Here is a 23,069-nt window from a genome sequence, read left to right on the forward strand (position 1 = left end):
TTTCTCGAAATCCTGTAAAAAAACGGGGATCAAAAAGACTACCATGATAGATGTATCTAATCATGGAGGTTATCAAAATGGAGCTTATTAAAGCAGATGTAACCGTCGTAGGCGGAGGTATTGCTGGGCTATGTGCTGCCATTGCTGCCGCTCGTCAAGGGCTGCAAGTGTCACTTATTAATGATCGGCCAGTTCTTGGGGGGAATGCTAGCAGCGAGGTTAGGGTTCATATCAATGGGTCTGCCTACCTTGGCAAAAGTCCATCCTATTATGCACGTGAGGGCGGATTGATAGAAGAGCTCAAATTGAAGATTTTCCACTATAATCCGTTATATAATAAAAAGCTTATGCTTTCGCTTTCGGATACGGTCTTATTGGATATGGTCTATGCTGAGCCTAACATTTCGCTATTTCTGAATACATGCGTGCATGAAACGGGGATGGAAAACGGTAGAATCAAATGGGTAGAGGGCCTTCAATTGGCTTCCGAAAGGAAATTCCGGTTTGAAAGCCGAACCTACATAGATTGCTCCGGAGACGGGGTTGTCGGATTTCAGGCTGGCGCTCTCTTCCGATGGGGGAGAGAAGCGAAGCATGAATACAACGAAAACTTGGCCCCAGAAGTGGCCGACCACTACACCATGGGAGACACGATCCTTTTCCAAGCACGCGACGTAGAATATGCCGTTCCGTACAGGAGGCCGGGCTTTGCGTATGATATTACGAAGCTGCCCTTTTTTGAAAGTATCAGAAAAGGTTTGAACCATCGGGCTTTTCCAAGAAAAATCAACGGACTTGGCGGATTGTGGTGGCTGGAATACGGCGGGCATATGGATGTTATCGCAAATAATGAAGACATCGCATTGGAACTTCGGAAATTGGTTTACGGGATTTGGGATTATATCAAAAATAGCGGCGAATTTGACGATGTGGACAATCTCATCTTGGATTATGTTTGCCCCATTCCGGGAAAACGGGAATCGAGGCGATTTATTGGAAATCACATGTTATCTCAGAACGATCTTACTTCAAAGCCGCATTTCGAAGATGCTGTATCCGTCGGGGGATGGTATATGGATTTACATGCTGCTAAGGGCATCTACGATGAGGGACCCGCTACAGCATGGAATTTCGTGCCTGGCTTGTACAATATTCCGTTTCGAAGTTTATTTTCGCAAAATATACCTAACCTCATGTTCGCAGGTCGCAATATAAGTGCTACCCATGTTGCTTTCGGATCGACAAGAGTAATGGCAACCTGCGGTTGTATGGGGCAGGCGGTCGGAACGGCTGCTTCGCTATGTCTGAAATATGAGGTAGACCCCGCAGACATCGTCGAAGCTCATATGGGGGAGCTGCAGGCGCTGCTGCTTCGAGATGGGCAAACGATTGTAGGGCTTAAAGAAGAATTGGATCCTTACTTCGCTGACGGATTACACATTCGTGCATCGTCTCAACGCAGCTATGAGAATCTTCATCCGACCGAAGCGATTCCCTTGGAACAAGGGGTATGTTTGGTCCTGCCAATTCAGACAACCGTGGCGGAAAGCGTACGGATTAAAGTTAAAAATAGTTCCGAACATTCGGAAACGCTGCATGTGAAGTTGTTTGGCGGGGATCGGAAGGAAAACTATATTCCAACCAGCCAGTTGAAAGACTATAGCTTAGCTATTGCAGCTGGTCATGACGACTGGATTACGTTGGATTTGGGCTTGGAGAAGCCGGCAGACGATAAAATTTATATCGTACTGGAAGGAACGGAGAGCCTTGCCGTATACGGTAATGAAGAGGAACTGACAGGAGCGGTCAGCTTCCATTATAGGCCGGAAGAGCCGTCCAAGCTGAAGAAATGGGGTAAGAGCATCTGCTTTAAGGATCTGCTGCCACACCAGAATATGTATAATCCTGAGAATGTCGTCAACGGCTACTCCAGACCTTATGGTCTGCCGAACGGCTGGATTTCCGAACGTACGGAAGGACAGGAGTGGTTGGAACTCTGCTTTGCAAGTCCTAAAAATCTGGATGAAATTCATCTCGTTTTCAACTCGCAGCTGGATTTGGAGCATTTCGACGATCCGATCGAGCCGCTTATCCAAGATTATGATGTGACCCTGACCTTAGAAGATGGAACCGAGAGGGAAATCAGTATCCGTGGCAATTATCACACGTTGAATAAACATAAGGTGGATGCGAAGGGTGTTACCAAAATCCGGATTCATTTCAGCGCAACTTACGGTTCGCCTTATCATGAAGTGTTTGCTGTAAAATTGTTTGCTCCTAATAACGATAAGTGAGGTCAGGTGAAGTCGCGATGCAGGAATTCTTCCCTCGAAGAGGGTTACCTAATGTTATTCAGAAGTTGGAAAATGGGGAAACGGTGACAATCGTCTATTTTGGTGGCAGTAATACGCGTTCTGCAGGATATAGGGTCATGACGGCGGAATGGCTTCGTGAGCAATATCCTGAGGCGGATATCCGCTGTGAGAATGCAGGCATTGACGGAACTGGATCGGATTTGGGCTGTGCCCGTTTGGAGACGGATGTGCTTCGTCATCAGCCTGATCTCGTGTTTGTTGAGTTTGTCGGTAACGATGGCGGAGTGCCCGAGTCAAAGGCGCGGATCGAAGGGATCGTCCGTCAAATCCGCAAGCGGAGCCGGTTTATCGATATCCTGTTCGTTTATACGCTGAAAGAGCGAGATGTGGTCGGATTTCAGTCCGGGGAATACCAGAAAGGGGCTCTTATGCAAGAGGAAGTAGCCGATTATTATGGTATTCCTTCGATTCATCTGGGGGTAGCGGTCAGTCAATTAGTGACGGAAGGAAAGCTTGTTTTCACTTCAAAGGCAGGAGAGTCCTTTCCTGGGGCTGTTGTTTTTACGCATGATTCGATCCATCCACTAATCCCTGAAGGACACCAGATTTACACGGATACGATCACTCGGTCGTTTGAGAGGATTCGTGAACTTAGGGCTAGTTCGGGACGTGTTGAACATAACCTGCCTCAAGCCACCTTGGTCCCGTCCAATCCGTGGGAGTACGCATCCATGCAGCCGCTGGATGGTCTTGCCCATTTATCGACAGGATGGTCTTACGTGACGCCCGATGATTTTGAGCTGGCCCGTAAGTACGATTGGTTGTTCCCCGGCCTATGGCGGGCAGTCGATCCTGGAGAGGCGATCACGGTGCAGTTCGAAGGCACGCACATCGGGCTGTTCGATATCGGGGGACCTGATTCCGGTAGATTGAAGGTTACGGTGGATGGTGGAGAGCCCTTCCTTGTCGACCGATTCACATCCTACAACGATCACAATCGAAATCAATTTGTTTTCTTGCCAGAGCTTCCGAATGGAAGACATACGGTTCGCTTCGAAATCGATAACGAGAAGACAGACAAAGCGGCTGTGTTTGAGGCATCCGGTAACGAGCGAAGCAGGCAGCATGTCCAGGAGCATCCGGATTGGTATGATCAAACGGTGATCCAGCTTGGGAAGTTGTTGTTGGTGCAGCCGCCCGTATAAGTGCCTCCTTGATAGACCTATCTTGTATCTGGCCATTGAGTGCTCTGATACGAGATAGGCTTCTTTTTTCACTTAAAATCTTATAAGAAATTCTAGAAATCGAAGAAATTTCACGATCAGGTATCATGCTATGCTACAAAAGACGGAGGGGATTACCAAAAGGATACGGTAAATCGCTACGTAACGATCATTCTAACAAAGGGGGGTATTATTGTTTATGTTGAAAGCGCTGTCAATAAATGGAGAGGATGTGAGTTATATGATAAAAAGGAAGCTGCTTTTAATCGTTTTAATGATGACAATGATAGTGCCATTGAATTTATTCGGAGTAAGCCCCGCTAATGCGGAGTCCTTACCGAATAAGACGATCATCATCGATGATGGGAGCATCACGATTGATGGTGTTGTGACACCTGATGCGGATAACATGAATAACGGATACTCGGCTCCGAATTGGACCACAAGTACAGGTGTGAAGGGGTATGATAACTCCAGTTCCAAATATACAAGTACAGTAGGCAGAACCATAACGTGGAATCCACGATTGGACGCAGGGACGGCGAGAATATCATTCTACAAGCTGGATTGGGCGGATAAAGCAGATAGCAATGTAAAAATCGAAATCGTTCATAATGGCACGACGGATGTTCAATTTATAGATTTGAGACCTTCATTCGGGGCGGCTGTGGGTTGGGTTGATTTGGGAGAATACTATTTTTCGGGGATTGGTGAAGAATTCGTTAGATTGACCCGGTCTACCAGCAGCACCAGCACGATACTAACGCGTGCGGACGCGGTTAAGTTCGAAGGGAATATTCAGCAAAAAGAGCCCCATAAGACGATCATTATTGATAATGGAAGCATCACGACGGATGGTGTTGTCACCGTTGATGTGGATAACAAGAATAACGGATACTCAGCTCCTTATTGGAGCACTAGCACGGGGGTAAAGGGTTACAATAATTCCAGTTCCAACTTTACAGATGCTGTGGGAAGAACCATCACCTGGAATCCGCGATTGGAAGCAGGAACGGCGAAAATATCGTTCTACAAGCTGGACTGGGCGGATAAAGCGGATAGTAATGTGAAAATCGAAATTGTTCACAATGGGATTACGGATGTCATGTTTATGGATTTAAGGCCCTCATCAGGTCCATCCGTCGGTTGGGTTGATTTGGGGAACTATTATTTTAGTGGTGATGATACTGAGTTTGTCAGGTTGACACGAACACAACCTACAACTGGAACGATCATTACGCGTGCGGATGCGGTAAAGTTCGAAGGGAACATCCGGCAGCAAGCGCCACCTTTGCCTCCGCTGCGCAGCCGCACATTGGCGAATCTCAATTATACGGAAAAAGGCAGCATTGAAAACGCAAACTATAAGGCGACTTTCTATGAAGCCGCTTGGGATGGCGGCAAGTCCATCGTTCGTGATCTGTTCTACAAGGACACGGGGACAGGGAACTGGGTGCCAATTAATACTGTGCCGGAAAGACTTGAAGAACAATGGGTCTTATTGGATGGGAATGCGGGAAGTCGAACCAATTACTACGATACGATGAACAAACGCTGGATTACATTCGACGGGATCCATTTCCCTGATAGCCATACGGCCGTATTAACCGATTCTTTGCATGGAAGCGATTACGATTTACAAGTAAACTGGTCCTTGGCAGGGGACAAACCTGATGTTTCCTTTGCTTTTACACCTCGCCGGAACGGCAATTATGTGATTGGCTATCAATCTTTCACAACAGAGCTAGTCTCTGGCATCAATGAAGTGTTAAGTGGTTTCAGGTCGCATGCGAAAATGGTAGGATCAGTTGAATCAACTAGCTTGAGGGAGTTAAGTGCTCCGATGAGTCTAGTTGAGAAGAATGATGGAGCTGGGAATGCTATATCGTATGGCATATTTGCACCATCTGAGGAGCTGCCGGTCGAGTTTGAACCGACGGGTGGCGTTTCCCAGCAACGGCTTGGCATGAGTCTTGTCAACAACGAAGGCAGCGTGCAGCCGATCCTTTATGCGCCTCAACTAGGGACTTATTCACAAATGACCGCTGAAAGCACCTATCAGTTTCATATGGGGCTAATCGCTCAGAGAAGCAAACTGTATGAAGCCTACGAGGATATTCTCCGCAGTGAATACGACTATTCGGCATACCGGGAAAATGTCGCGGATCAGTCACTTACTGACGCGATGTTTAATATGATCGATCTGCTCAAGATCGAACCGCAGGGGGATGACTCTGTTAATTATGTCCCATCACCAAGCGGGTGGTGGAACCGGGCCAAGGGCTTCATTGATATCGAGAACGAGGACAGCGTTCGAACAACATCGAATGCGGCTCTTCTGGGGGCTTATTATTTGACTGGGGACGACCAGCTTTACAATACGAGGGCGTTGCCGTTAATTCAGTACGGGGTATCGCGAAATGGTATCGGTTGGTCGCCAACACAAAAGCCCGTATACAGCGTACCCTCGTTATGGAAAATGGCAACCTTGCCATTCGACGTTTCAAGCGTTGCCGCTGTCAATCAATTGCTGGGTACTTCGGCAGGCATTGGGGCGCTAGGGCAGGAAGAGTATCTTGTGCGAGATCCGGATCAGAAAGATCGGGGACCTGTTATTCAGCCCCTTATGATGTATCGTATGACGGGTGATGCGCAGTATTTACAGGATGCCAAGGATGCAGCCGACAGCTATATCGCTCAAAATATCGATACGCCTGCATCCGTAAACGTGAGTAAAAATGAGTTTATTTATTATTATAGCAAGCTGTGGATGGAGATCTTGGAGCTGTACGAGGAAACGCAAGATCCCAAATACTTGAATGCCGCTTACAAGGAAGCCAAACAGTATGCCACCATGTTCGTTGCTCGTCCGGTTCCTGAAGGCACCGTTACGATTCCACAGCCGGAGACGTATAATTACGCGGAATCGTTCCATTGGCCGGAAAGTGGTAAATACGCATATCCTAGGAGCAAGCTCCCTGAAGATGTAGCCGGGGGCGTACAAGCGGAAAGTTGGCTCGTTTCACCCAATGGGTTGACGTTTGAAGCGGGAAGTACAACCGGTTATTATCGGATGAATGCGCAGGAGGCGCCATTCATGATGAGATTATCGCTCTATACTGGCGATAAATTATTGCAGGATATCGCTCATAATGCGGTCATCGGACGATATTCCAACTATCCAGGGTATTACTATAAGGGCTTCGCCGTTAGTCAACTCCAACCCGATTTTCCTCTGGAAGGTCCAAGCGGGGCAACATCTATCTATTATCACCATATGCCGGCACAGCTCGGGCAAACGATGGATTATTTGATCAGTGAACAATCGCTGAAATCGAATGGAAATATTGCATTCCCTTCCGTATTTGAAACTAATTTCTTATGGTTCAAATATCATCTCTATGGGAATAAGCCAGGACAATTTTACGGTAATTCCAACGTGTGGCTCTGGATGCCCAAGGGGATTATCGAGATCAACCATCCGCAATTGAACTGGATAACGGGAGAAAGCGGAAATAAATTCTACATCAGTTTAAGTAACGAATCGACGGTTGAGGTACAGACTCCAATCGAATTGAATGCGCAAATGATCGGGTTCAACCCAGCACAAGATTATAACGTAACCATCATCCGTGATAACGGGACACCAGAGCAAGCGGTGATGAGTGGCGGAATCATTCAGGCCACGGTTTCGAGCAAGGGAATAACAGCTATCATTGTGGAGGGACTTAACATTGATGTGCCGCTGCATCAAGTTAGAACGGCCGATACATCGGATGCAAGTTATTTCTTCGATGTCCACAGTCCAATCGATGCTGTGAAGGGCATGCTGATCGTCAAGCCCGACCAAACATCTTACGATGCTTATGTGGAGGCAAAAACGACAAAGCCAGCGACGATCCATTACTCCTTGGATGGCGGGGCCACGTACACGACCGTTCCAGATACGATCTATCCGATGGAGTGGTCGATACGGGTAAATGATTTGTCCCAAACTTTCACCTATTATGTGGAATCGGACGGAAAACAGACCCGCAAGCGGACGCTATATCTGCCAGATCACGTAACAGTAACGCCAGTCCAACCAGATTGGCAGGAGGAAGCATCCATAATTGTAGATAATACAGAGGCGGATACAGAAGGTGTCTGGATACGAGATACAACGGCCAATGACTACTACTATGATAACTATGTGTATGCGAAATCAACTACAGGCACAGCAACGAGCACAATTAAATGGCGTCCGGAGCTGCCGGAAAGTGTAACTTACAGCGTGTATTACAAGCTACCGCAAATAACTGCCACAAGCGAAAATTGGGCAACAAATGCTTCTTTTACCGTTTATTATAGCGGGGGCTCCGAGACGGTTACCGTTGATCAGACAACGGCCAATGGGACGTGGGTGTTCCTAGGAGCTTATCCTTTTGCAGCAGGGGATAGTGGGTATGTCGAATTAACCAATAAGGCAAACAAGTCGCGGGTAGTTGCCGATGCCATGATGTGGGTGGACCCTAATAGGGCGCTCCAATTGGAGTCGGTGGTCATCCAGTCGGATAGGGACGAATTACAGATGACGCAAGCTGCTCAACTGAGTGTGACCGGCTATTTGGACAACGGATTGATCGGTGATTTGACCCAGGCAAATGTGCAGTATTTCGTTGATAGAACCGATCTGGCTGCAGTGGACAGTAACGGTTTGGTGACCCTTCAAAACCTAGATGGCGTAACGGATCACATCGAAGTGTGGGCCACGGTAACGATGGACGGAGTGACTTTAACTACACCGCATTTGACCATAGCGATTAGGGATCTGACGGTTATCGTCGACAGTACGAATACGGCTGGGTTATACACGACGGAAGGGTCTTGGAGTCAAAGTAATTTAGCTGGCTACAAAATTGGAGTTAAGTCCCGTTACTCGACTGTTCAAGGATCATCGGCAACATGGAAGGCCCAATTTCCAGAAGGGAGATATGCGGTCTCTATTTACAAGCTTGTCCATACGACGGCAAACGATAATCATGTCAAAGTGGAAGTGAAGCATCAGTCGGTTACCGAGGTCACGTATCTCGATGCGACAGTAGGCTCGTCGGGTTGGGTTAATCTTGGAACGTTCGACTTTTCAGGAGATGGCAGCGAGTATGTTCGTTTAACCAGGGACACTCCGACTACCGTTGATCCGCCCACCCTTCCTGCGGATATGATTTATACGAGGGCTGATGCCGTTAAGTTCGAACGGCAATCCTTCAGTCCGGCATTGCTTGCGAAAGAGGTGCCAGGTAAACCGATACTATCGGATAACAATGTTGTTGCGACAGGCTTGCAGGACGGTAATTACGAGATTACGATGAATATGTGGTGGGGGAATAATGGCTCACTGTATAAGTTGTACGAGAATGGCCAATTGATTCAAACGAAGTCACTGGCCGATGCATCACCAGCAGCCCAGACTTCCATTATTCCTATTCAAGGTAAGCCAAATGGAACCTATGTGTATACATGTGTGTTATCGAATTTGTATGGAACGACTTCATGTGATCCACATACCGTCACTGTGAGTGATGCGAATCCCGGCAAACCTGTGTTGTCCAGCGACAACTGGGATCAAGATGGAAACTATCGCATTACTGCTAATATGTGGTGGGGCACGAACGCAGACCAGTATCGATTATATGAAAATGGCGAACTTATTGAAACGCAATCTTTATCTTCACACACACCAAGTGCCCAATCGGCAATTACACAAATTTCAGGCAAAGCTCCTGGCACTTATCAATATCGCGGTGAGTTTATGAATGGAAGTGGAACAACGGTAAGTGATGTTATACAAATTATTGTAAAGTAACCCTAAGAGCTGAGTGGATGAGAAAGATCCATTCGGCTCTTTTATTTCTTTTGGTCCTCATAGGGCAGTCATTGATTACATTTTTCCGAGCTTTAATGAGTGGGAAGGTGGATGCCCGACGATTTTCTTATACATGTAGTTGAAATAGGTCTGGTCGCAGTATCCGAGTGAATCCGATATTTCTCCGATAGTCATATTCGTCGTCAGAAGCAGCTCCCTTGCGGCGGAGATACGTATCTCATGCATATATGCTACCGGCGTTCGCCCGGTCACTTCCTTGAACACATTCGAAACATAATTCGGGCTTCTGTCGACATGCTTGGCGAGATCGTGTATTCGCAGAGGTTCCCGATGATGCTGAACGATATATTGCTGGAGCCGCAGCGCGAGACTTCGACGCGAGGAGGAGAACGCTTCATTCGTTAATTCTCGCTGTACAAGTCCAAGTATCTCCGTCAATATACCATCGGATATCATCTCGTAAAAAGGCATCTTGCCGATCCACGATTCGTTGAGAACGGAGAATCGCTGCTTGATGTAGTCAAAACCGATCGGACGGTATAGCAAGTAGGGCTCCTTGCTGAACCCGATTAGCTTATCGAGAGGTAAATCACTAAAATGGGCGGAGTACATATGGTGGGGCTCGCTCTCATCGGCTTCCGCAGCACGCCATGTACCTTGGGTCAGGAACAGCCCCTCCCCTTTTGAAATGCATAATGTCCTGTCGCCAATTGTATAGCGTACTTTTCCCTTCACGACGAGCAGCAGAATATGATGACGAGTCGGGCCTAGGTCCACATGCCAATTCGATCCGGCCGGCTGTTGGTCGAATATGATATGTTCGATCTTCATCAGCAACGTCTCCCCTCGGTCGTTTGAAAATCGTAGAATCCTTAAAAAAATTGTATGATTACCAATCGTAACCGCTATCCAAAGAAAATACAATAAGGACAGACGAAGGAAAGGGGTTTGATGTATGAACCAGGAAATGAAATGCATTGATGTCGATGTCCATAACGACCTGAAGAGTCCGCAAGAATTGCTGCCGTATTTGCCAGAGCCATGGAGATCTAGAGTAGCGAGCTCGGGGCTCGGCTTTCCTGGGCACGGATATTGGTCTCCGGTCGGGGTCGTCCGCAAGGATTGCATTCCGCCTTCCGGAGGACCGTCTGCTTCCGATCCGGATTATCTCGTTAAGGATCTTGTCGAGCAGTTTAACATGGATAAAGTGATCCTAACGGGCAACTTGACGAACTCCTCGACGATCCATGATCCGGATTACGCAGCAGTGCTCGTCTCGGCCTACAACGATCATATTGTCGCCGACTGGCTGCCGAAGCACGAATCATTCCGGGGTTCGATCACCATCGCTCCGCAGGATCCGTCGCTCGCTGTGAGGGAGATCGATCGTCTGGCCGATCATCCGGCAATGGTACAAGTTCTCATGGGCAGCGCGCAGCGTGCAGGGCTCGGACAGCGCCAGTTCCATCCGATATACGAAGCAGCCGAGCGGCATGGTCTGCCCATTGCCATTCATCCGGGGGGCGAAGGCGCAGCAGGGATGCCAGCCCCGACGCCAGCAGGTTATCCAACCCGTTACCTGGAGTGGCATACCTGCCTTTCGCAAAATTATATGGCACATCTGACCAGTCTCGTCTGCGAAGGCGTATTCGAGAAATTTCCGAAGCTGAAGTTCGTGATGCTGGAGGGCGGCATCGCTTGGCTTCCGCACCTCATGTGGCGGCTGGATAAAAACTACAAGGCATTGCGTTCCTCGGTGCCATGGCTGAAGCGGCTGCCGAGCGAATATATCAGGGACCACTGCATGTTCTCCACACAGCCGATCGAGGAACCAGATGACCCTAAGCAGCTGATCTCGATCTTCGATATGATCGATGCCGAGAAAATATTGATGTTCTCCAGCGACTATCCACATTGGGACAACGATATGCCGACGGAGATTTTGAAGCGGCTTAGTTCCGAAGCGCGGCAAAAAATATTTTACGATAACGCCAAAGCGTTGTATCGCATATAGGAGGGGGGATGAACAATGGCAATCCATTATGTAGCTGAAGCGGATGATATTTGGGAAGGCAAGAGCAAGATCGTGGATGTCGAGGGCCGGTCTATCGGAATCTACTGCGTAGGAGGCGAATATTACGCGCTGCATAACAGGTGTCCGCATGAAGGCGCTCCGTTGTGCAAAGGTCCGGTTTGCGGAACAACCCTACCGTCCAAGGTATACGAATACGAATTCGGCCGCAATGGCGAGCTGGTGCGTTGTCCTTGGCATGGCTGGGAATTCGAGATCAAGACTGGGAAATCGATCTTCGACGAGAAAGTTCGAACGAGAAGCTATAAGGTTCAAGTCGATAACGGCAAAATCGGGATCATCATTTAGACATTAATGCCGTTATTACGCCAATCCGAAATCGATACTTTTATTAGAATCTTGACAAACCAACCTCTCGCGGGCCGTCTAGCCTTTGGGAGGTTGTTTTTGTCGATATTGCGTCGGCGTGGCCGACCGCTTTCTTGAAGAGCATATAGAAATACCCGGCGCTCAGAAATTCACAGCAGTGATTTTGAGAGGAGAGGACTATATCATTTAACCTAACCAATCACCAGGAAACCAAGACGCTGCTGGTGATTTCTCCTACCCGCATTTCCACGCAAAGACTCCGCTTTGTGGGGTTATTTGGCAGGAGCATGAATCCGGGTCCAGAATTTCTCCAGTTATGTGCAGTATATATAAAGTTTAAGGGGGGGATTGTCGAAAAGGGTGGTGCTATAATGGCGTTACCAATACAAAGAAGGGGGCAATACCCATGAATACTAGCGTGAAGCATTGGATTTCCTCGTTGGGGCTACGAGGCCTTCTGCCAGCAGATGGAATAAAGGAGGTCGGAAGGGATGACTGATTTATCCGTAAAGTCAGACATCACTCCGGCTGTAAGTGTGAGAGCCCTAAACCCCTTTCGACTCTTTTGGAGAAAGTATGGCGCCGCGTACCTCATGCTGCTGATTCCTGTTTGCTGCTTTGTTATTTTTTCCTTATACCCGATTGCTTGGGCGGTTAAATACGTTTTTTATTACTATGATGGAGTTAGGCCGGAGCGGTTTACGGGGCTGGCAAATTTCCGAGGACTGATGGATGATCAAATTTACTGGTCTAGCCTCTGGAAGCAGGCTCTTTTCTCCCTGAAAATCATTCTTGAGCTTCCTCTGGCCTTTATGCTGGCTCTGTTCCTCAGTTCGCAAATGAAAGGAAAAAATGTGTTTCGGGCCATGTTTGTTATGCCTTACATTCTGCCGGCCTCAACGATGGCCTTGGTGGTTTATATCCTGCTGAACCCGTATAACGGGGGGCTTAATCAGCTGCTGCTCGCCTTAAACCTGATCGATCAACCCATTGCCTTCCTGTCAGGCGGGTGGACAGCTTTTGTTAGCGGGATGGTTTTAGACGCCTGGCAGAATTTCGGGATCAATATGCTGCTTTTACTTGTAGGTCTGACCAGCATTCCGAAGGATGTCTATGAAAGCGCTGATATCGACGGAGCTACGGGGTGGACCAGGGTGCGTTATATCTCCCTTCCAATGATGGGGCGGATTCTGCAGATGATTTTGTTCCTGTCTATTCTAGGGACACTCAAGTCGATGGGCCCCTTTCTCGTCCTTACTGATGGTGGACCGAACTATGCTACCGAGCTGACCTTCTTGTATATTTTTCATCAGTTTTTCGGAGGAGATGCAGGCACCAATTATGGCTACGGGGCAACGGTCGCGGTGTTTACCGCACTTATCCTGGTCGTGATATCGATAGGCTACTTCAAGTTGACTAAGAAAATGGATTATCATAATTAAGGAGGACAGCAAAGTGAAACATCTGTTAAAGTGGTTAAAGTATGTAATTTTGTCTGTCGTCGCCATCCTAACATTGATTCCGGTGCTTTACGTCTTGTTTTATTCCTTCAAATCCAATCAGGAACTGATTACAGGTGGCGGCTTGCTACCTCGGAAGTGGATATTCTCCAACTATTCGGAGGTATGGGAAGAGCTGAATTTCTCCCTGTATTTCTATAACTCGGTGGTTTTTGCTACGGTTAGCTCTGGGCTGAGTGTGTTTATGGGGGCGATGTCTGGGTATGTTTTTGCCAGAACCCAATTCCCTGGAAAACGACTACTCTCTCTGTTGGTTATCGGGGTAATGTTCGTCAGCCTAGGTCCGATGACTTTGTTTCCAAAGTTCAAGCTCGCCGTGGATTGGGGATTGACGAACAGTATTTTTACGATCCCACTTGCTGCCTTGTATGGTTTGGGGGCTAGTGTTTTCCTGTACGAAGGCTTCGTTAAATCGCTCGGCAAGGAGATGGATGAGGCGGCAATTGTTGATGGGGCATCCTATTTCAAGCGTTTTTATCGACTGACACTGCCGTTGATGGCTCCGATTACCGCTACTTTTTTCCTGTTGGAATTTATTGCGGAATGGAACACTTATATTTTCCCTTTAGTCATGAGTATCGGTAATCCGGATACCAAAACACTGACTGTAGGTGTGGTTGAACTGCGGAATATGGGTTCTGGAGCAGCAGCCTGGAACTTGTTGCTGGCGGGCTCGATGATTTCGGTTATTCCCGTACTTGTCGTATTTATTGTTTTAAACCGGCAAATTGTAGGTGGACTTGCGCAAGGTGCTGTGAAGGGTTGACAGATCGGAGGATGCAGCATGTATAAAGTGTTGATTGTGGATGATGAGCATTTTATTCGGGAAAGACTAGTCACAATTATTCCTTGGGAAGAATACGATCTCGTGGTTGCCAGTGTAGCAGAGGATGGAGAGAGTGCCCTGGAGAAAATCCGGGCCGTTTCTCCGGATATTGTCATTACGGACATCAGAATGCCGGACATGACAGGACTAGAGATGATAGCCCGGGCTGAGGCCTATCGGCCGAACACCCAGTTTATCATTCTCAGTGCTTACAGTGAATTCGATTATGCCCGCAGGGCACTCCAGTTGGGTGTAACGGATTATCTTCTCAAGCCGACGAAGCCTGAAGAATTACTGCAGGTTCTTCTTAAGCAGGTGGATAGGCTGGAGCAACTCAAGGTGCTAAGAGAACGTGACCGCCGCAATCGCTATTATGAGGAATCCATCCGCTCCCAGTATATTCAAGAGCTCATATTAGGAGATCAGCCTGGCTATGAGTGGAAAGAGGAGTGTGTTCAGGTAGGGCTGAAATGGCTGCTAGATGGCGAGTTGAGACTGCACCTGATTACGTTGGATGGGGCTGATCAACACGGTCATATAGAGACTGCTAAGATTGACCAGTTTGCCGTGCAGAATGTCATGTTCGAGCTTATTGCCGAATACGAGGCTGTTTGCCCGATTCGCCTTTCCTTCGGTAAATGGCTGCTGGTTACGGGAGGCATCAGCTCCCAAGAGGAGCTCCTCGTCTTTGCCTGGCGATTATACGATTGTATAGACCGATTCACCAAAAAGAAAGTACACATTATGATTTCAGAGCCTGGACAAAGTCCGCTCCAACTGTCGAGATTATTTTGGGAAACAGAGAAAATGATGGAATATATGGGAGCGAATCCGGAGGAGCCGGTTCGCTTTCTTTTGCCGTCTCGAGACGAGATGGCCTATGTGCAATGGACGAAGCCTATGGCGGAGCTCATCGGGTGGATGCTGCAGGGGGATACAGACCGAGTGATAGAGTGGCTCAACCAACTGGCTCCTGCTTTTGTGGAATGGGATCTTAATGCGGCTCAGCGTTGGTGCTTTGAATGGCTGTCCACGATCCGGGAGCATGCTGGGGCCCAGGATGAAGGACTTTTGCCGAGTACAGATGACTTAAGGATGCGCATCTCCGGTCATTTGAAAATCAAGGAACTTCTGTATTTCTTTACCCATGAGATCCATCATTTGCTCCGTCAGCGGCATGGCAAAGGCCTTCATCGGTTGATTCGTCTTGCCCTGGAGCGGATTGGCAGGGAATACGAACAGGATCTCCAATTGACCACCATTGCCGAGGATTTAGGCCTTTCCCCGGTTTACTTAAGTGAGCTGTTCAAGCAGCAAACGGGAGTCACCTTCCGTGTACATCTGCTTCGGGCCCGCATGGGCGCAGCCATTAGGCTGCTGAAAGATCCCACGCTTAAGGTTTATGAGGTGTCCTATAAAGTCGGGTACAACAAGGTAGAGCATTTTGTGAAGTTGTTCAAAAGGGAATATGGCATGACACCCTCGGAGTATCGGGGGGCTCTAGTATGAAGAAACGCCGCCAGCCTTTCCGTCGGTTTCACCAAAAGCTGTTCTTGCTTATGATCGCATTGGCGCTCCTCCCACTTTTGGTTGTCGGCCTTGTTAATATCCTTGTGACCTCCAATTTATTTACCCGGCAATTGGAAGAAAGCGCGGACTTGATCCTGTCCCGCACAGCTGCCCCTCTAGGGCAGCTATATCAGGAATTCCAAACAGCAGAGGGGCTGTTTCTTCAGGATGAAGAGCTGATGCAAGCTTTTGCAAATCCGCAAGCTCCTATTCTCAGGCAGGTAGAGGTGGCCAACCGGCTATCACAGTACCTGACCAATATCAAGTATATTAACGCGGACTTTCGCGTTTCCTTTCTCTTGCCTCGAAATCACTATCTTTCCAGCTACGGCCTTCCTGTAAAAAATGATCCCGCACGTATTGAGAGCTTTTCCCTGGATAAACGAACACTTGAACACGTTTACTGGCTGTCTGACGATAAAACAGCGGGGGAATTCACCTGGGTCGTTCCTTTAGGAAGTGTTGCCGCTCAGCAATTGCACGGTTGTCTGCTGATTACCATCCCGTACAGCTCCATGAGCGCAATGCTGGAGGGGCCGCAGCATCTTGGCCAAAGCCAATATCTTATTGTTGATGCCGGGAATGGAAGATTAATCCGTTCTCCGGGAACGGTGGAGAATGCGGCTCTCCAGTCGAGAATCCTTCATCTTCCTGAAGAGAAGAGTATGGACAAGTCGGAATACAGCTTTACAGAAGGGGACAGTTATTTTTCCATACGAACGATTGGGGCGGAATGGATGCTGCTCGGCATTGTACCACGGCATCAAGTGCTGCTGCCGCTCTATAAGGTATATCAATGGACCATCGGCCTGGTGGGGCTATTGCTGTTGGGTATGACGCTGCTCTCCATCAGGCTGGCACGGAATTTCTCCCGGCCGATTGAACGGTTGGCCTCGCTGGTTGTCCGAAAGAAAAGCGAGGGGGCCAACATGCACATCCCGCCTTTGGTGCGGGCGGATGAAATCGGCGTCCTCTATGACGGGATTCGTGAACTGTTAATGGAAATCCGTCAGGAGCAGGTGCTGAAGAAGGAGTACCGACTGAGGCTGTTGCAGTATCAGATTAACCCGCATTTTCTCTACAACAGCCTGGATACCATCCAGTGGAAAGCGCTGGAGCACAAGGATCGGGAGCTCACTAATATGATTGAATATCTAAGCGGCTTTCTTCGAGGAGGCCTGGATCAGATCGATGTCGTGACCGTTGAGCAGGAGCTAAGGCACCTGAATAACTATATTGGCATGCAGCAAATCCGCTACAAGGGGCAGTTTACGATTGCCATCCAGATCCCTGAGGAATTCATGCAGCAGGAGATTGTGAAAATCTCGCTTCAGCCGCTGGTGGAGAACGCCATCATGTACGGAATGAGCCGCCAGGCTGGTGGAAGTCTTATCAAGGTTGAAGGCTGGCGCGTAGCAGAGGATGCTTTTTGCATTAGTGTCTTTGATGATGGACAAATTCTGGACGAGGAGCGGGTACAGCGGCTGCTCAGCGAGCAGGTTCCCGATCCGGACTCCTTTGGCATCCGTAATGTTCATGAGCGGATCCGACTCTATTTTGGTGAAGATAGTGGCCTGCGGATGAAGAAGTTGGAGCAGGGAAAATGCTTTGAGCTGCTGCTTCCCTTTGTGGAAAGGCTTCCATAATCGTGGCTGGTTTGTCAGTAAATACGAGTTTTGAGGGGTTAACTGCGGGTGGATTCCTTTCTATAATGAGGTTGTAATTCAAATCAAGATGAGGGGTTGAAGCAATTGAGTAGAAGTAAATGGGGAAACCGCAGTTTGATTACGATAGCTGCCGTAGCGCTGGCTTTGTCTGCTGGGTGCTCGTCAGGTACAAACAATGGCAAGGTTGCCAGCAGCACCGCGGGGGTAGAGAAAGAAAAGCCTAAGGAAAAAGTGACGATCAAGGTTTGGACCAACACGCGGCATGATCTTGAGGTTCGTGAGGGCTTAATCAAAAAGTTCAATGATACGAATCCTGACAATATCCAGATTGACTATAAGGTTTACTCGGACAACTATAACGAGCAGTTGAAGCTTGCGCTGAATGCGGGTAAACTTCCGGATATTGCTTATTATACGCCCGATTTATCCACTGCGGATTATCCATTGGATTTGAATCCCTTGATCACACCGGAAATTCGCAAACGCTTTGATAAATCCGCTCTTACAGCTCCACCAACCTCGAAGAATGGTGAACTGGATCGTGTCTTTGAAAACGTCACCACTTTTAAATTAGTTTACAATAAGGATTTGTTCAAAGCATCCGGACTTGATCCAGAGAAACCTCCAACGACCTGGCAGGAAATGCAGCAATATGCGAAACAGATAACAGCCAGTGGAGGCGGCAAGAAGTTCGGTCTCGGTCTGCCGATCAAGCAGTCGGCATTCTGGCGGTATTATGTGACTTATCCGGCAGTTGTTTCGGGAGACATTTATGGCAGGGATGGCTGGAATGCCGTAACTGGAAAATATGACTTTTCGCCTTTTGCTAAATATGTGAAGTGGTGGATTGATGTGAATAAGGAAGGCAGCGTCTTTCCTGGCGTAGGCAATTATGACAACGATATGATCCGCGCCCAGTTTTCCGAGGGCAATATCGGCATGCTGTCCGCCGCAACCTGGGATATCGGGGTATTCAACGATCAGTTTCCAGCAAAAATCGACTGGGCCGTGGCAGACTTCCCTACTTGGTCAGGGAAAGTTCTGGGGGGGCCTGGCTACGAGACAGCGGGCGGATTCAGCATCAACAAAAAAACGGAGCATCTTAAAGAAGCAAAGAAGGTATGGGAATTCATGATCTCCGATGAAATGTTTGTGACGCTGGCCAAAAAGGGTCTCGGTTCCTTTACAAACCTTGCCGCTCAGGAAAAATCGATTCAACCAGTGGATCGCAAGGGATCAGCAGGTTTTGTCATCAACGGGAAGTCAACGAATTATCCGGTGGCGCCACTGCTGGATTATTCCGTTTTAAACCCTCCACTTAAAGTAGGCTCAATCGATGTCAAAAAAGCGGCCGTTGTAAATGACGTCATGTCGGAGCTGTTTATCAGGGGCAAGGAGCTTCCGGAAATTGAGAAGGGACTGCAAGAGCTGGGAGATGCGTTCAACAAACTGACGGCTGCCAATGTGGAAGCGAAAACGGTGGATTTAAACAAGTATCTGCAGCCGGATTTCAAGCCGCTGAAGTAACGGCTGATAGTAGGGATTAACGTTACCGGAACTATACTTCGGTGAAAAGCTTATCTTTCGCACCCCCCAGAACACTTTGCATAGCAAACAGCTCTGGGGGGTGTTATCTATCGAGTGCAAGGGGCGGCGATTCAGTCCGTGAAAATAAATATGACATGTTTCTTAGGGGTGTGGAGATGAAAATTACTGGCGTGAATACGTTTGTCGTCGATTGTTACCGGACAAACTTCGTATTCGTCAAGATTTACACAGATGAAGGTATTTCAGGGGTTGGCGAAGCAACGCTGGAGTATAAAGAGAATGCTGTAACTGGGGCAATAGAAGATATAAAACGTTACCTAATCGGTAAAAGCCCGTTTGATATCGAAGCGCACTATCACAATATATATCGTGATGCCTACTGGCGGGGTGGAGCCGTTCTGATGTCTGCGCTTAGTGCAGTGGAAATGGCATTGTGGGACATTAACGGTAAATCACTGGGCGTTCCGGTTCACAGGCTGCTTGGGGGCAAGGTTCACGATAAGGTGAAGGTGTATGCCAATGGATGGTTTGCCGGCGCCACTTGCGTAGAGGATTTTGGTGTAAAAGCCAAGGAAGCGATGGAGCGAGGATTCAAAGGGCTCAAGTGGGATCCGTTCGGCAAAGCGTACATGACCCTCTCGAATGAGGAAATGGATAAGGCTCTCGCATGCATAGGCATTGTGAGAGATGCCGTTGGTTATGACATGGATCTGTTTATTGAAGGGCATGGCCGGTTTAATGTACCTACAGCGATTAAGATCGCTAAGGAGATTGAAGCTTTCAAGCCGGTGTGGTTCGAAGAACCAGTTCCACCAGATAACTTGGATGCCATGGTAGATGTAAGGCGGAAATCTCCGGTGGCTATAGCAGGCGGAGAACGATTGTTTACGCGACAAGGATTCAGCGAGGTGTTCAAGCGAAGAGCGCTGGACTATGTGCAACCGGATATCAGCCATGCCGGCGGCATTATGGAATGCCGCAAAATTGCAGCAATGGCGGAAGCGAACTATATTCCATTCGCCCCGCATAATCCAAGCGGCCCCGTAGCTAACGCAGCTACACTGCAATTGGCCGCATGCACGCCTAACTTTTTCTATCTGGAAATTATGGCAAGTGATGTGCCTTGGCGCAAAGAGATAACGGACGAACAGCTGCATTTCGAGGATGGCTACATGACAATCCCGGATAAACCGGGGTTAGGCATTGAACTGTATGAAGACTCAGCCATTAAATATCCTTTTGTCCCGCACGATTTAAGGCATTATAACGGGCAACTTATTCAAATTCGACCACCGGCTGCCGAGCATTACTTTTAAATCATTTTAGAAACCGAGGTGAGCATCGTTATGTTTGATTTATCTGGCAAAGTGGTCATGGTAACGGGGTCATCGCAAGGTCTCGGACGCGGGATGATCTTAGGAATGGCTGAAGCGGGAGCTAATGTGATTATTAACGCTCTGGAGATCACGGAAAGCGCACTTCAACTTGTTGAGCAGGTCAAGGCGATGGGGCGGGATGCCATTGCGATTCAAGCTAATGTCAGCCAAGAAGAGGATGTCCAGAGATTGTTTCATGTGGCGGTAGAGAAGTATGGACGCCTCGATATATTGGTCAACAATGCCGGCACTTCCAGGGCGGAAACGATAGGCGAAACGTCGCTGCATAGTTGGAATGAAATCATCAACAACAACTTGACGAGCACCTTTTTATGCTCGAAGTATGCCATGGACATCATGATGCCGCAAAAAAGCGGAAGGATTATTTCGATCAGTTCGGTCGTTGGACATCAGGGTGCCTTGTATGGCCATGTTCACTACGCTGCTAGTAAAAGCGGACAGATCGGCTTCACAAAAACGCTCGCTCGCACGGCCGCTCCTTATGGCATTACCGTTAACGCGATCGCTCCGGGCATCATCGAAACCGAATTATTGCTTCAAACGCATGGGGATGAGAAGGTAAAGAGTTTAACGGAATCCGTCCCCTTAGGCTTAGGGAAGCTTGAAGACGTTGCGGCTGCGGCGGTATTCCTAGCCAGCGATGAGGCTAGGTACATTACCGGAATTATTCTGGATGTGAACGGCGGTCTTTATTTACGATAAGGAAAGGACAGATTGGGAAAATGACTTTTTCACTTAAGGCAGGACAATTACAGTTTGCTGTAGATCCGCAGGGACGATCCGTACGATGGTCGGCGGAGGGACTTCTATTACAAGAGAGTGCAGGAGCGGATTTCTGGAGAATTCAACTGGATGACGGCGAATTTCGCGACATGTCCGTTCGTTCAAGTCTTCAGAGCGGGACGGTAACCGAAATTGAGGGTGGATTGGCTGTCCAATACAATCAGCTCGAAGCAGAGGACGGGAATACCTATCCCGTATTGTTTCGGGTGCAGGTCCTCGTAGAAGGAGAGCAATTGCACTTCTCATACAAGGTAACCAATCAGAGCGAAGTAAGGGTTAATGAGATCAAACTTCCGTTCGTAGATGTATCCGTCGTTGCAGATGAACAGCGTTCTCGCGATGTTCTGTACCGCAGTCAGGGGCATGGACACCGACTTGCAGATCCTTGGACGGCAATTGACAAGGCTCATACTGAATACATGTCCAGTGATGACCATGAGATTTGGCTCGACATGACCTATCCGAGTTTCGGCAGTATGGCTTGGTTCGGTGTGCAGAGCGGTTCGCATTTTATTTATGTAGGAAGGCATGATGACAACTTCACTACGTGTGTGTTGGCCGCAGGAATAGGCCCGCGCAACAGCGATCCGCGTCTCGTTCTAGCCGTTTCTCAGTTTCCTTTGGTGCAAGGAGGAGAAGAAGTTTCCTCCCCGACCTCTGTAGTCGCCTTCGTTCCCGGGGATTGGCGGCAAGGCTCGGCCATTTACCGGCAATGGGCGGACGGTTGGTTTAGTGAACCGCAGAAACCCGATTGGGTACAGAAGCTCCCGGGTTGGCAGCGAATCATTATGAAGCATCAGTTCGGCAAAATTTACTTCCGTTATGAAGATTTACCCCGAGTCTACGAGGAAGGCAAGGCAGTCGGGGTGGAAATGATTCTGCTCTTCGGCTGGTGGAAAGGCGGCTTCGATAACGGTTATCCGGTTTATGAACCTGATCCTGCTCTTGGCGGAGAAGAAGGGTTTAAAGCAGCGATTGCGGAAGTGCAGCGTCGGGGGGGACGTGTTGCGCTTTACACAAATGGTGTATTGATCGATGTAAAATCAGACTATTACAAGGAAACCGGACATCGGATTTGCCGTAAAAATATTGATGGCATGGAGTACAGGGAGCATTATAAATTCAACAATGACGGCATGCTGCTGCGCAATTTTGGCTACAAAAGCTTTGTGTCTGCCTGTCAGGCGACCGATGAATGGAATAAGCATCTTACCCAGATCGGTCTACAAAAACTAAGCTACAACCCGGACTCCATTTTCTACGATCAGATCGCTGGACATTTTCCACATCTCTGTTTCGATGCTTCGCATGATCATGGAAACCGGGGGGATAACGAGACGGTTTATCGGCGGCGCAATTTGCAGCAAATGCGTGAATTATGCACAGGGGATAAAGCTTTCGGCTCTGAATTCGTTGTCGACTGCTATGCGCCTCTCCTGGATTTCCATCATAGTTGCCAATACGCGAGTTTTAAAGACGAAGAGTCGTTCCCTGAGCTTTATCGGCAAACGTTCCCCGAGACGATTATGTCCAATCGCTACATGCATGATGAGAGAAGCGATTTTAAACAGCAGCTTCACTTCGCTTTTGTGTATGGATACCGCTTTGACATTGCTATTTACCGCTCTCGGGCAACAGTGACTGCGGCTCCGGCCTATGCGAGCCACGTTAAGGAACTGATCGCCTTACGCGATCGCTACTCTGAATTTTTCTATCACGGCACTTTTTCACTGGATACTGATATGGAGCTGCCTGAGGGAATCATCAAAACGGAATACGTTCATCATGCGAGAAGACTCTTCGTATTTTGGAATGATACCGCTGAGGAGAAGCAGATTTCTTTCCAAAGCCGAGTGATTCGTTTGGGAGCTAATGAATTCCAATGTGAGATTGTGGAATAAAGTAGTTTGTAAGAGGGGGCAGCAAGGCTGCTCTGTGTTCAAGTCGGCACGGA

The 23,069-nt window shown here is 48.3% G+C and carries 14 protein-coding genes; 13 read left to right on the top strand and 1 reads right to left on the bottom strand.

Annotation, left to right across the window (positions count from 1 at the left end; all coding sequences use genetic code 11):
• The first annotated feature begins 77 nt into the window (after positions 1-77).
• The 3 genes from ASL11_RS01075 to ASL11_RS01085 all read left to right on the top strand — a co-directional run bounded on the left by ASL11_RS01075 (position 78) and on the right by ASL11_RS01085 (position 9,383).
• Entirely contained in the window at positions 78-2,294 is a 2,217-nt protein-coding gene (locus ASL11_RS01075; RefSeq protein ID WP_235550333.1) for an FAD-dependent oxidoreductase, read from the top strand.
• Between the two features lie 17 nt (positions 2,295-2,311).
• Complete coding sequence (locus tag ASL11_RS01080; protein ID WP_056608719.1) at positions 2,312-3,520, top strand: GDSL-type esterase/lipase family protein; 1,209 nt, start codon at positions 2,312-2,314, stop codon at positions 3,518-3,520.
• Positions 3,521-3,779: 259 nt separating this feature from the next.
• Positions 3,780-9,383, top strand: coding sequence for a golvesin C-terminal-like domain-containing protein (locus ASL11_RS01085; RefSeq protein WP_157256758.1), 5,604 nt, complete (start codon positions 3,780-3,782; stop codon positions 9,381-9,383).
• A 75-nt stretch (positions 9,384-9,458) separates the two neighbouring features.
• Here the strand turns inward: ASL11_RS01085 and ASL11_RS01090 are convergent, their stop codons facing one another.
• Entirely contained in the window at positions 9,459-10,235 is a 777-nt protein-coding gene (locus ASL11_RS01090) for an AraC family transcriptional regulator (RefSeq protein WP_056608726.1), read from the bottom strand.
• A 124-nt stretch (positions 10,236-10,359) separates the two neighbouring features.
• Here ASL11_RS01090 and ASL11_RS01095 point away from each other — a divergent pair, with 124 nt between their 5' ends.
• From ASL11_RS01095 to ASL11_RS01140, 10 genes are all read left to right on the top strand, one after another.
• Positions 10,360-11,418: an amidohydrolase family protein gene (locus ASL11_RS01095; protein ID WP_056608729.1), complete on the top strand. Its 1,059-nt coding sequence runs from the start codon at positions 10,360-10,362 to the stop codon at positions 11,416-11,418.
• A gap of 15 nt (positions 11,419-11,433) precedes the next feature.
• Positions 11,434-11,784, top strand: coding sequence for a Rieske (2Fe-2S) protein (locus ASL11_RS01100; RefSeq protein WP_056608733.1), 351 nt, complete (start codon positions 11,434-11,436; stop codon positions 11,782-11,784).
• A gap of 512 nt (positions 11,785-12,296) precedes the next feature.
• On the top strand, positions 12,297-13,247 hold the full coding sequence (locus tag ASL11_RS01105; RefSeq protein WP_056608737.1) for a carbohydrate ABC transporter permease: 951 nt from the start codon (positions 12,297-12,299) through the stop codon (positions 13,245-13,247).
• Between the two features lie 13 nt (positions 13,248-13,260).
• A complete protein-coding gene (locus ASL11_RS01110) occupies positions 13,261-14,091 on the top strand; it encodes a carbohydrate ABC transporter permease (protein WP_056608742.1) in 831 nt (276 codons plus the stop codon).
• An 18-nt stretch (positions 14,092-14,109) separates the two neighbouring features.
• Positions 14,110-15,660, top strand: a complete 1,551-nt coding sequence (locus ASL11_RS01115) for a response regulator transcription factor (protein ID WP_056608745.1) — start codon at positions 14,110-14,112, stop codon at positions 15,658-15,660.
• Entirely contained in the window at positions 15,657-17,366 is a 1,710-nt protein-coding gene (locus ASL11_RS01120; RefSeq protein WP_056608749.1) for a sensor histidine kinase, read from the top strand. The genes ASL11_RS01115 and ASL11_RS01120 overlap by 4 nt, the downstream gene beginning before the upstream one ends.
• Positions 17,367-17,471: 105 nt before the next feature.
• Positions 17,472-18,914 carry an ABC transporter substrate-binding protein gene (locus tag ASL11_RS01125; protein WP_162261618.1) on the top strand — a complete coding sequence of 481 codons (1,443 nt, stop codon included), beginning with the start codon at positions 17,472-17,474 and terminating at the stop codon, positions 18,912-18,914.
• Between the two features lie 176 nt (positions 18,915-19,090).
• A complete protein-coding gene (gene dgoD, locus ASL11_RS01130; protein ID WP_056608754.1) occupies positions 19,091-20,251 on the top strand; it encodes a galactonate dehydratase in 1,161 nt (386 codons plus the stop codon).
• A 30-nt stretch (positions 20,252-20,281) separates the two neighbouring features.
• Complete coding sequence (locus tag ASL11_RS01135) at positions 20,282-21,034, top strand: SDR family NAD(P)-dependent oxidoreductase (protein WP_056608757.1); 753 nt, start codon at positions 20,282-20,284, stop codon at positions 21,032-21,034.
• Between the two features lie 20 nt (positions 21,035-21,054).
• Positions 21,055-23,016, top strand: a complete 1,962-nt coding sequence (locus ASL11_RS01140; protein ID WP_056608760.1) for a DUF6259 domain-containing protein — start codon at positions 21,055-21,057, stop codon at positions 23,014-23,016.
• Positions 23,017-23,069: the final 53 nt, after the last annotated feature.

The sequence above is a fragment of the Paenibacillus sp. Soil750 genome, assembly GCF_001428045.1.
GTDB lineage: Bacteria > Bacillota > Bacilli > Paenibacillales > NBRC-103111 > Paenibacillus_E > Paenibacillus_E allorhizoplanae.

What these genes read in the sequence shown, in the direction of transcription:
- ASL11_RS01075 (WP_235550333.1), top strand. Translation starts at nt 78, where the DNA reads ATGGAGCTTATTAAAGCAGATGTAACCGTCGTAGGCGGAGGTATTGCT.
- ASL11_RS01080 (WP_056608719.1), top strand. Translation starts at nt 2,312, where the DNA reads ATGCAGGAATTCTTCCCTCGAAGAGGGTTACCTAATGTTATTCAGAAG.
- ASL11_RS01085 (WP_157256758.1), top strand. Translation starts at nt 3,780, where the DNA reads ATGATAAAAAGGAAGCTGCTTTTAATCGTTTTAATGATGACAATGATA.
- ASL11_RS01090 (WP_056608726.1), bottom strand. Translation starts at nt 10,235, where the DNA reads ATGAAGATCGAACATATCATATTCGACCAACAGCCGGCCGGATCGAAT.
- ASL11_RS01095 (WP_056608729.1), top strand. Translation starts at nt 10,360, where the DNA reads ATGAACCAGGAAATGAAATGCATTGATGTCGATGTCCATAACGACCTG.
- ASL11_RS01100 (WP_056608733.1), top strand. Translation starts at nt 11,434, where the DNA reads ATGGCAATCCATTATGTAGCTGAAGCGGATGATATTTGGGAAGGCAAG.
- ASL11_RS01105 (WP_056608737.1), top strand. Translation starts at nt 12,297, where the DNA reads ATGACTGATTTATCCGTAAAGTCAGACATCACTCCGGCTGTAAGTGTG.
- ASL11_RS01115 (WP_056608745.1), top strand. Translation starts at nt 14,110, where the DNA reads ATGTATAAAGTGTTGATTGTGGATGATGAGCATTTTATTCGGGAAAGA.
- ASL11_RS01120 (WP_056608749.1), top strand. Translation starts at nt 15,657, where the DNA reads ATGAAGAAACGCCGCCAGCCTTTCCGTCGGTTTCACCAAAAGCTGTTC.
- dgoD (WP_056608754.1), top strand. Translation starts at nt 19,091, where the DNA reads ATGAAAATTACTGGCGTGAATACGTTTGTCGTCGATTGTTACCGGACA.
- ASL11_RS01135 (WP_056608757.1), top strand. Translation starts at nt 20,282, where the DNA reads ATGTTTGATTTATCTGGCAAAGTGGTCATGGTAACGGGGTCATCGCAA.
- ASL11_RS01140 (WP_056608760.1), top strand. Translation starts at nt 21,055, where the DNA reads ATGACTTTTTCACTTAAGGCAGGACAATTACAGTTTGCTGTAGATCCG.